8 protein-coding genes are annotated in these 7288 nt (G+C 34.8%); 5 read left to right on the top strand and 3 right to left on the bottom strand.

All coding sequences use genetic code 11. From position 1 onward, the window contains the following. The 4 genes from AB1349_12015 to AB1349_12000 all read left to right on the top strand — a co-directional run. Nucleotides 1-1046: hypothetical protein (locus AB1349_12015; GenBank protein ID MEW6558055.1), on the top strand; the 1046-nt coding region annotated here is incomplete at its 5' end. Next, complete coding sequence (locus AB1349_12010; GenBank protein MEW6558054.1) at nt 1039-2091, top strand: tyrosine-type recombinase/integrase; 1053 nt, start codon at nt 1039-1041, stop codon at nt 2089-2091. The genes AB1349_12015 and AB1349_12010, both read left to right, overlap by 8 nt. Beyond that, nucleotides 2078-3034, top strand: a complete 957-nt coding sequence (locus AB1349_12005; GenBank protein MEW6558053.1) for a tyrosine-type recombinase/integrase — start codon at nt 2078-2080, stop codon at nt 3032-3034. The genes AB1349_12010 and AB1349_12005 overlap by 14 nt, the downstream gene beginning before the upstream one ends. After that, on the top strand, nt 3031-3249 hold the full coding sequence (locus tag AB1349_12000; GenBank protein MEW6558052.1) for a hypothetical protein: 219 nt from the start codon (nt 3031-3033) through the stop codon (nt 3247-3249). The genes AB1349_12005 and AB1349_12000 overlap by 4 nt, the downstream gene beginning before the upstream one ends. 241 nt (nt 3250-3490) lie before the next feature. On the opposite strand, the gene AB1349_11995 is transcribed toward AB1349_12000, so the two are convergent. Both AB1349_11995 and AB1349_11990 read right to left on the bottom strand, forming a co-directional pair. Continuing rightward, complete coding sequence (locus AB1349_11995; GenBank protein ID MEW6558051.1) at nt 3491-4486, bottom strand: hypothetical protein; 996 nt, start codon at nt 4484-4486, stop codon at nt 3491-3493. Next, on the bottom strand, nt 4483-5589 hold the full coding sequence (locus AB1349_11990) for a hypothetical protein (GenBank protein ID MEW6558050.1): 1107 nt from the start codon (nt 5587-5589) through the stop codon (nt 4483-4485). Before AB1349_11990 ends, AB1349_11995 begins: the two co-directional genes overlap by 4 nt. Before the next feature lie 114 nt (nt 5590-5703). On the opposite strand from AB1349_11990, the gene AB1349_11985 reads away from it, so the two are divergent. Then, the gene (locus tag AB1349_11985) at nt 5704-6717 is read left to right on the top strand and encodes a DDE-type integrase/transposase/recombinase (protein ID MEW6558049.1); all 1014 of its coding nucleotides are present in this window, start codon (nt 5704-5706) and stop codon (nt 6715-6717) included. 376 nt (nt 6718-7093) lie between these two features. On the opposite strand, the gene AB1349_11980 is transcribed toward AB1349_11985, so the two are convergent. Beyond that, on the bottom strand, nt 7094-7288 hold a 195-nt coding region (locus AB1349_11980; protein MEW6558048.1), incomplete at its 5' end, for a hypothetical protein.

Raw genomic sequence — 7288 nt, 5'->3', positions numbered from 1 at the left:
ATAAACTTTTAATTGCAGGTGAAGAAGAGGGGTTATTCGGGAGTAATTATCCTATACGAGAACTTATCTCGTCTAAAAAACTTAAACTTGTTTCACCGGTGAAAGACACAATAACAGGTAAAATGACGGCAGCAGAGTATGAAGTAGAGGGACCAATAGCGTTATTATTTTCTACTACCCAACCAGCAATAAATTACGAGAATGCTACTCGGTGTTTTACACTTTCTCTTGACGAAGGCAAGGAACAGACAGAAAAAATACAGGAAACCCAAAACATACAAGATACAATGTCAGGAGTTAAAAACGGATTAGAGATAAGAGAGATAAAAACACTCCATAAAAATGCACAACGACTACTTAAAAAATTAGTAGTAGTAAATTCATATGCACCTTATTTAAGTTTTCCGACGGAGAGATTAGAAACGAGACGAGAGCATGAAAAATATTTATCTCTGATAAAAGCAATTACTTTTCTTTATCAGTATCAGCGTGAGAAAAAAGTTTTTAACCACAACGGAAAAGAAATTGAATACATAGAAGTAGAAAAAGAAGACATAAAAGAAGCGAATAAACTGATAAGTGAAATATTCGGGACGAGTATAAATGAACTTTCTCGTCCCAGTCAGGAGTTATTAAAACTCATCAAGCAAATGGTAGATGAGAAATGCAAGGAACAAGAAATTAGTCAAAAAGATTTCAGGTTTAATCGTCGTGATGTTAGGGAATACACTGGTTGGAGTGATAATCAAGTCAAGGCACACATAAAACAATTAGAGGACTTACAATATCTTCTAATTTCTAAAAGTGAGCGTGGGAAGATGTATCGTTATGAGTTGCAGTATGAAGGCAACGGTAATAAAAAACACTTATTTGGCTTAACAGACAGAGAAAAGTTGGAAAAGTTGGGTATGGTTGGGTTAAAGTTGGGTGAAGGTGAAAAAGTTGTTTCCGACGATAAAACAGAGAAAAGTTGGAAAGTTGGGCAAAATCAAGAAAAACGCATAAGAGACGGGGCGGGTATAACAGAGGCAAATCAATATGTCTGATGATTTCACGCTTGCCCAATTAAAAGAGTATTATCTGCAACACTTACAGTTAAAAGGTTTCAGTGCTTTTACTGTCAGACAGACAGAGCAGATGGTCAGGATATTCTTAAATTTCTTAAAAGCAAACGGGATAACAGAGATAAAAAAAGTGAATCTTGAAAATTTAGAGGACTACAAGGGACATTTAACAAGATATAAAACAAAGAAGGAAAATAATCTGACACCTTCAACGATACTAACTCGGTTAATGGCAGTGAGGAATTTTTTCCGTTATCTCTTAAAGAAAGGACTAATTTACCGGGATATAACAGAAGGTTGGCAAATGCCGAAGGACAGAAGACCTTTGCCGAGAGGGATAATGACAATACAGGAGATAAACAAGATAATGAAACAGCCACAGATAAGAACCACACTCGGCTACCGAGATAGGACAATTTTAGAGGTCTTGTATTCAACAGGTATTCGTGCAGGTGAGTTAATACGACTCAAAGTAAGTGATGTTGACTTGGATAAAAAAGTTTTAAGAGTAAATAAAGGCAAGGGTGGAAAAAGCAGATATGTTTTACTTAATACACCAACTTGCAGGTTTCTTGAGAGATATTTAAAAAAGATACGCCCAGAATTAGCAAAATGTCCGAGACCTTCTGGAAATAATTGGGAACAGAAATCAAAGACAGGAGAAGGGATTTTGTTTATTACTGTTTATGGTGGTTTAATATCACAGGGTTGGATTGACACGATGATAAAAAAATATCTAAAACTTGCTGGGATAACAAAACAAGTAGCACCCTGTCATTCATTTAGGCATTCAGTTGCCACTCATCTTTTAGAGAGTGGAATGGATGTCAGATATGTTCAGGCATTTTTAGGACACGAGACAATACAGACAACACAGATTTACACTCACATAGAAAAAGAGAAACTGCGAGAACTATTAAAAAAATATTATCCGAGAGAGAAAAACAGAGTACAGGTAAAAATTTTCTCTGATGAAATAAAAATCCCGAAGGGGAACAAGGATAAATATAACTATGCAACAGTATAAAACAGAAATAGAAGAATTAAGAGAGAAATATTTGGAACATTTAAGATTTAATAATTATTCTGTTGATACGATAGAGCATACTGGTTATGCAATAAAACATTTTGAAAAATTTTTAGAGGAAAAAGAGAGAAATAAAATTGCGGATGTGAGTTGTGGGATGATTACCGAGTATAACACACAGATAAGAAATTACAGACAACCAAAAAACAATAAACCATATAGTGAGCAGAGTATAGCAGCGAAATTACAGCCAATAAAATACTTCTTTGAGTGGTTGACAAAGAATTTAACAATACTTTACAACCCAGCAAAAGATATGGAGATACCAACGATAAAAAAAGGATTACCGAGAACGATTCTCTCACAAGAGGAAGTAGAGAAATTTCTCTCAATCCCGAGAACAGACACAATAATTGGTTTTAGAGATAGAACAATTTTTGAGTTGTTTTACTCAACAGGAATGAGAAACACAGAATTAAGAAAACTGAAAATAAATGACTTGGATTTAGAGAAAAAAATTTGTATAATTAAGGACGGAAAGGGTGGTAAAGAAAGAATGCTCCCACTTACCAAAATAGCCACCGAGTATCTGAAAGAATATCTGCGAGTAATCCGACCACGACTCCTAAAAAATGGAAACAGCAACGACACTGTTTTTCTTACACTTTCAGGGACACCATTTTGGATGCAGGGGATGTGTGATTTATTTAGGAAATATGCAAGAGTAAGCGGAATATCAAAACCAATATCCGCACACACAATAAGACACTCAATAGCGACACATTTATTGGAAAACGGAATGGACATAAGGTATATACAAGAATTTTTAGGACACGGTTCATTACAGACGACGCAGTTATATTCAAAAGTAACATTGAAAGGGTTACGGAAATTTTATAATAGACATCATCCAAAGGAAAAAAGACAGAGGTTATTGGTATGAACTTTTGCGGAAAATCTGTAAAAAATATTTGCGAAAAATCTTTTAATAAAGTCAGTGGAAATAATTTTGAGAACGGGGGGAAGACCTTGACTCATTCCTTTATTACTTTTGCTCGTCGTAGACGAGCCATACGGCGAAGCGATAGCGACGCCGAAGCGAACATACCACCACAAAGACCCGCCGATGAAATTGGCGGGGCGACTGGTGGTGAGTGAGCGTAAATGGGGGTGATGAGTATGACAATTGAATATATTGATGCTGATAATTCTGCTCACACGAACCCCGAAAGTATTGAATTTATGAAATTTGCTGATGATTGTCTTAAACATACCACTCATAATTGCCCTGTAATCAATTATTCTGGTACTGGTAATGGTATTGTATCCCCCTATCACCGACGGAATATGAATTTGGATAATATAATTTATAGACGAAAAAAAGGATTTATGAATAATGTTAAACATCTAAATACTCCTGTTTTGGCTGACACTTTTTGGAAAATGTCGTTTTTATCTCTACGACGGAAAATAAAGGCATTGGTAGAGGAAATTGATGCAGAGTGTCGTCTTCAAGATTTAAGGAATTTTTGGCATAAATATATACTTCGTGTTGTCCATCAGATAGAGGATTTGTGGGTGTATATGAAACAAGGATTTCTTTTGCGTCTGTCGAAGGTGAAAAAGTGGGGGAAACAGAATTTCCGTCAATCTTTAAGACAATGGAATTTGCGAGAATGTTTGTCCCTGATTTGATTTTGACTTTTATATCGGGGGTAGCGTCGTTAATAATTGTATCCTTTGCAGGACTGAAATCTGAAAATATCAGAAATGGAGAATAGACTCCATAAGTTCCGACACTGGCACTTGTAGTAAGTGCATACCCCGGTGGAGAAGCGGCTTCGGCAACAATAAGTGGACTTGTACTTGTAACTACTCTCACATGAACTCCTGGTTTAATTAGTAAATCACCCGGTTTCATATCAGTACTGGTGATTTGTATTGATTTATTGGCTAAAACTGTTGTATTTGTATTTAATATGTCAGAAATATATCCTAATGCTCTACAAACGAACCCAGAACAATCTATCCCTGCTAAATGACCCGCTGGATTATATCCATTGTCATATAACCATTCAGTAGAATAAGTTTTATTAAATTTATTTTCACCCCCGGGTGAAGTAGCACCAAGAATACGACTTCTCGTGGTTGATTGTTCCTCTTTTCCACCGAAAACATAAGGCCACAATGTATAGCCAACACCTGTAGAAAAACTACTAATAAATATTATTCCATTTTCTTCATCAAAAGTATATTGATTGTTTGTAGCAGTCCACGATTGAATTGTACAAAGGGATATGGCGTCCGAAACAACTTGATTACGGGTTTTTGCATTAGCAAAACCGGATAAGAAAAGCAAAAATAAAATTACATAAAAATATTTTTTAGTTATCATTTTTGACTCCATTTTATTATTCTTATTCCATTATAATCGTCAATAGTATAAGAATTAAATCCTTGTATGGGTTCCTTTTTTTTATCCGTAAACAATTCTAAAGTATAAATATTTCCTTTAGGCGATATAAAACATCCATTATCTAAATTCATTTCAAAAAGAATTTCTTCTTTCTGATTATATTTTCTAATTTTTCCATCATTACTTAAAATATAATAATTTAGTTTTATATCAGAATAAATATTTTTTACAATTCTATTATCATATTTAAGTTCTTCAATTTTAGTATTACCATAATTTACTATTTCAACCCCGAATTTCCTTTTATCTTTTAATTGATTCCTCATAATATTCTTTCGGTTCTTATAAGAAGGCCTTCGTTCATTTATTTTTTTAATTTCATTATTAGAATTTAATTCACCAAATTTATTGTTTTTATATTTTAGTATCTTTTCCTCAAAATTTTTACTACCACCAATTCTTTTATTTTGAAAAGCATATAAATTCCCATCTATTAGTTCAATTCCTTCTATGCGAATAGAAGGGAAATCATTACCCAAATAATTCCAACTTTTTTTAGACTTTTCAACCTCTTTCCTGCTTGCTAATTTATATGATTGTATCGGAATTGAATTTTCATACTCACCATTCTTATTAAATTTTTGTATTCTATTATTGTATTGGTCTAATATAAAAACATTGTCTTCATTGTCTACGACAAAACTTCTCGGCCAATCTGCTGAACCTTCACACATTGTATATCCAAATTCTCCTGCACCTGTTCCCCACTTACCTTCAATTATCACCTTGGATATATATTCCTCTTTATCTTGTGCAATAACTGGTATTGAGTTAGTAAAAACAATACTTAACAAACCAACTAAAATAATTCTCATCATTTTTTTGCCTCCATTATTTTCAGATTTCAGTCCTGCAAAGGATACAATTATTAACGACGCTACCCCCGATATAAAAGTCAAAATCAAATCAGGGACAAACATTCTCGCAAATTCCATTGTCTTAAAGATTGACGGAAATTCTGTTTCCCCCACTTTTTCACCTTCAACAGACGCAAAAGAAATCCTTGTTTCATATACACCCACAAATCCTCTATCTGATGGACAACACGAAGTATATATTTATGCCAAAAATTCCTTAAATCTTGAAGACGACACTCTGCATCAATTCAATATGTTTACGCCAACGGCTCTTCTTATATGTGTTCTCTATGTGGTAGACAAGTTCAAAAAGATACACAAAAAATCAGAACCCAAAAATATCTCTCTCTAATTTGTCCATTCTGCCACAAACCACTTGCCTGGAAAAAAGAACGCTCATTTTTTATCGTGTATAAATGTATTAACCCACAATGCGAACACAAAATTAAATATAAAAACCGCTACACCTGGCGACTCTTTATCGTCGGTGATAAACTGCCTTTTCAGAATACCCCAGAATCAGTAAAACTTACAAAAACACACTCACCTTTACACATCGTCGCTAACGCTATCTATTTCGCTATAAATATATCACTCGCTTCTACCTCTGTTTGTGATGTGCTAAAAAACATGTTCTCTGTAAATGTTTCCCACAAGACAATTGATAACTGGAAATATGCCGCCGCTACTTTGCTTTACAGGTTTTTCTTTTCTTCTAAAATCACGCTCCCAAAAACAATTATTATTGACGAAACTTATATCTCTGTGCTCGGTGTTGCTCACTACCTTTACTCTGCTCTCTCGCCAGATAGACGCGAAGTTCTCGCCTTCTTTATCTCTAAAAAACGCAATGGCAACGCGGCTTTTAATTTGCTCCAACTTATCTCTGCAAGGTGTGTTGATAAATCTGTTGAGTGCAGAATAGTTACCGACGGTGCGCCTTTTTATCCATCAGCAATTTACTGTGCTAATCTTGTTTTAGGTACTAAATTCTCGCACGATGTTATTGTAGGACTTGAAGGCGAACACCCGAGAAGAATCTTCAAAAATATGATTGAAAAATTCTGGTCCACCTTCCACTATTCTTATAAATCACATCACGGCCTTAAAGATTACGAGGCAACTGTCGCACACGCTACACTTTTCTTCTGCTATTACAATTATTTCAAGCCGCACCTGGCATTAAATGGTGAAACACCGCTGTCAATTAAAAATATCTCTGCCGACGATAACTCAATACAGAAATGGATTAAACTCCTCTTTCTCACAGACGGACATTTCAACTCTTCTTGAATAAATCCTTTTAATCACACCGCAATTATCAAAGAGCAAACCTACGGGTGAACTCTGCCCGGGTGTCATTTTTTTTGTTCTTATCCCATTTTTCTATTGCAACTTTTTTTATTTTTTGCTATAATTTCCTTAAAACCTGTCTCTTTGACTGTCACTTTTCATACCTTTTGACACAGAACCCAAAATTCAAATTCCAAATCTCAAATTCCAAATTACAAAAAAATCTTCTACGAAACTTTAGTTTCGGTTAAAACCGATTAGGCTGAAGCTAAAGCATTGTAGAATAATTTTTATATTTTCCTAAGCATCAAGGAACAGTTCAGTGTAGTCGGCGATTTTTAAGCACCGTAATGGAACGTGGATTGAAAATCCACGGCTACTTATTCTCATCTAAGTCAACACTTATGACAGCCGACACCTTTTTTTTTCTTTTATGCCTTCTTTTAGATGTTTTTGTATCCATTTTTCTAAGTATTTCTGTTGTTGGCGGAACATATACTGCTGAAGCTGTTGTTATGGAAACCATTCCACCTGCAGAAAAACCTATCTGGTTCTGCGGTTGGGTCAATCG

Source organism: Elusimicrobiota bacterium (assembly GCA_040757695.1).
GTDB lineage: Bacteria > Elusimicrobiota > UBA8919 > UBA8919 > UBA8919 > JBFLWK01.
This window is presented reverse-complemented; position numbering and strand designations above follow the sequence as displayed.

Coding starts and splice junctions, on each gene's coding strand:
- AB1349_11995 (MEW6558051.1), bottom strand. CDS start 4,486: ATGATAACTAAAAAATATTTTTATGTAATTTTATTTTTGCTTTTCTTA.
- AB1349_12010 (MEW6558054.1), top strand. CDS start 1,039: ATGTCTGATGATTTCACGCTTGCCCAATTAAAAGAGTATTATCTGCAA.
- AB1349_11985 (MEW6558049.1), top strand. CDS start 5,704: ATGTGTTCTCTATGTGGTAGACAAGTTCAAAAAGATACACAAAAAATC.
- AB1349_12005 (MEW6558053.1), top strand. CDS start 2,078: ATGCAACAGTATAAAACAGAAATAGAAGAATTAAGAGAGAAATATTTG.
- AB1349_12000 (MEW6558052.1), top strand. CDS start 3,031: ATGAACTTTTGCGGAAAATCTGTAAAAAATATTTGCGAAAAATCTTTT.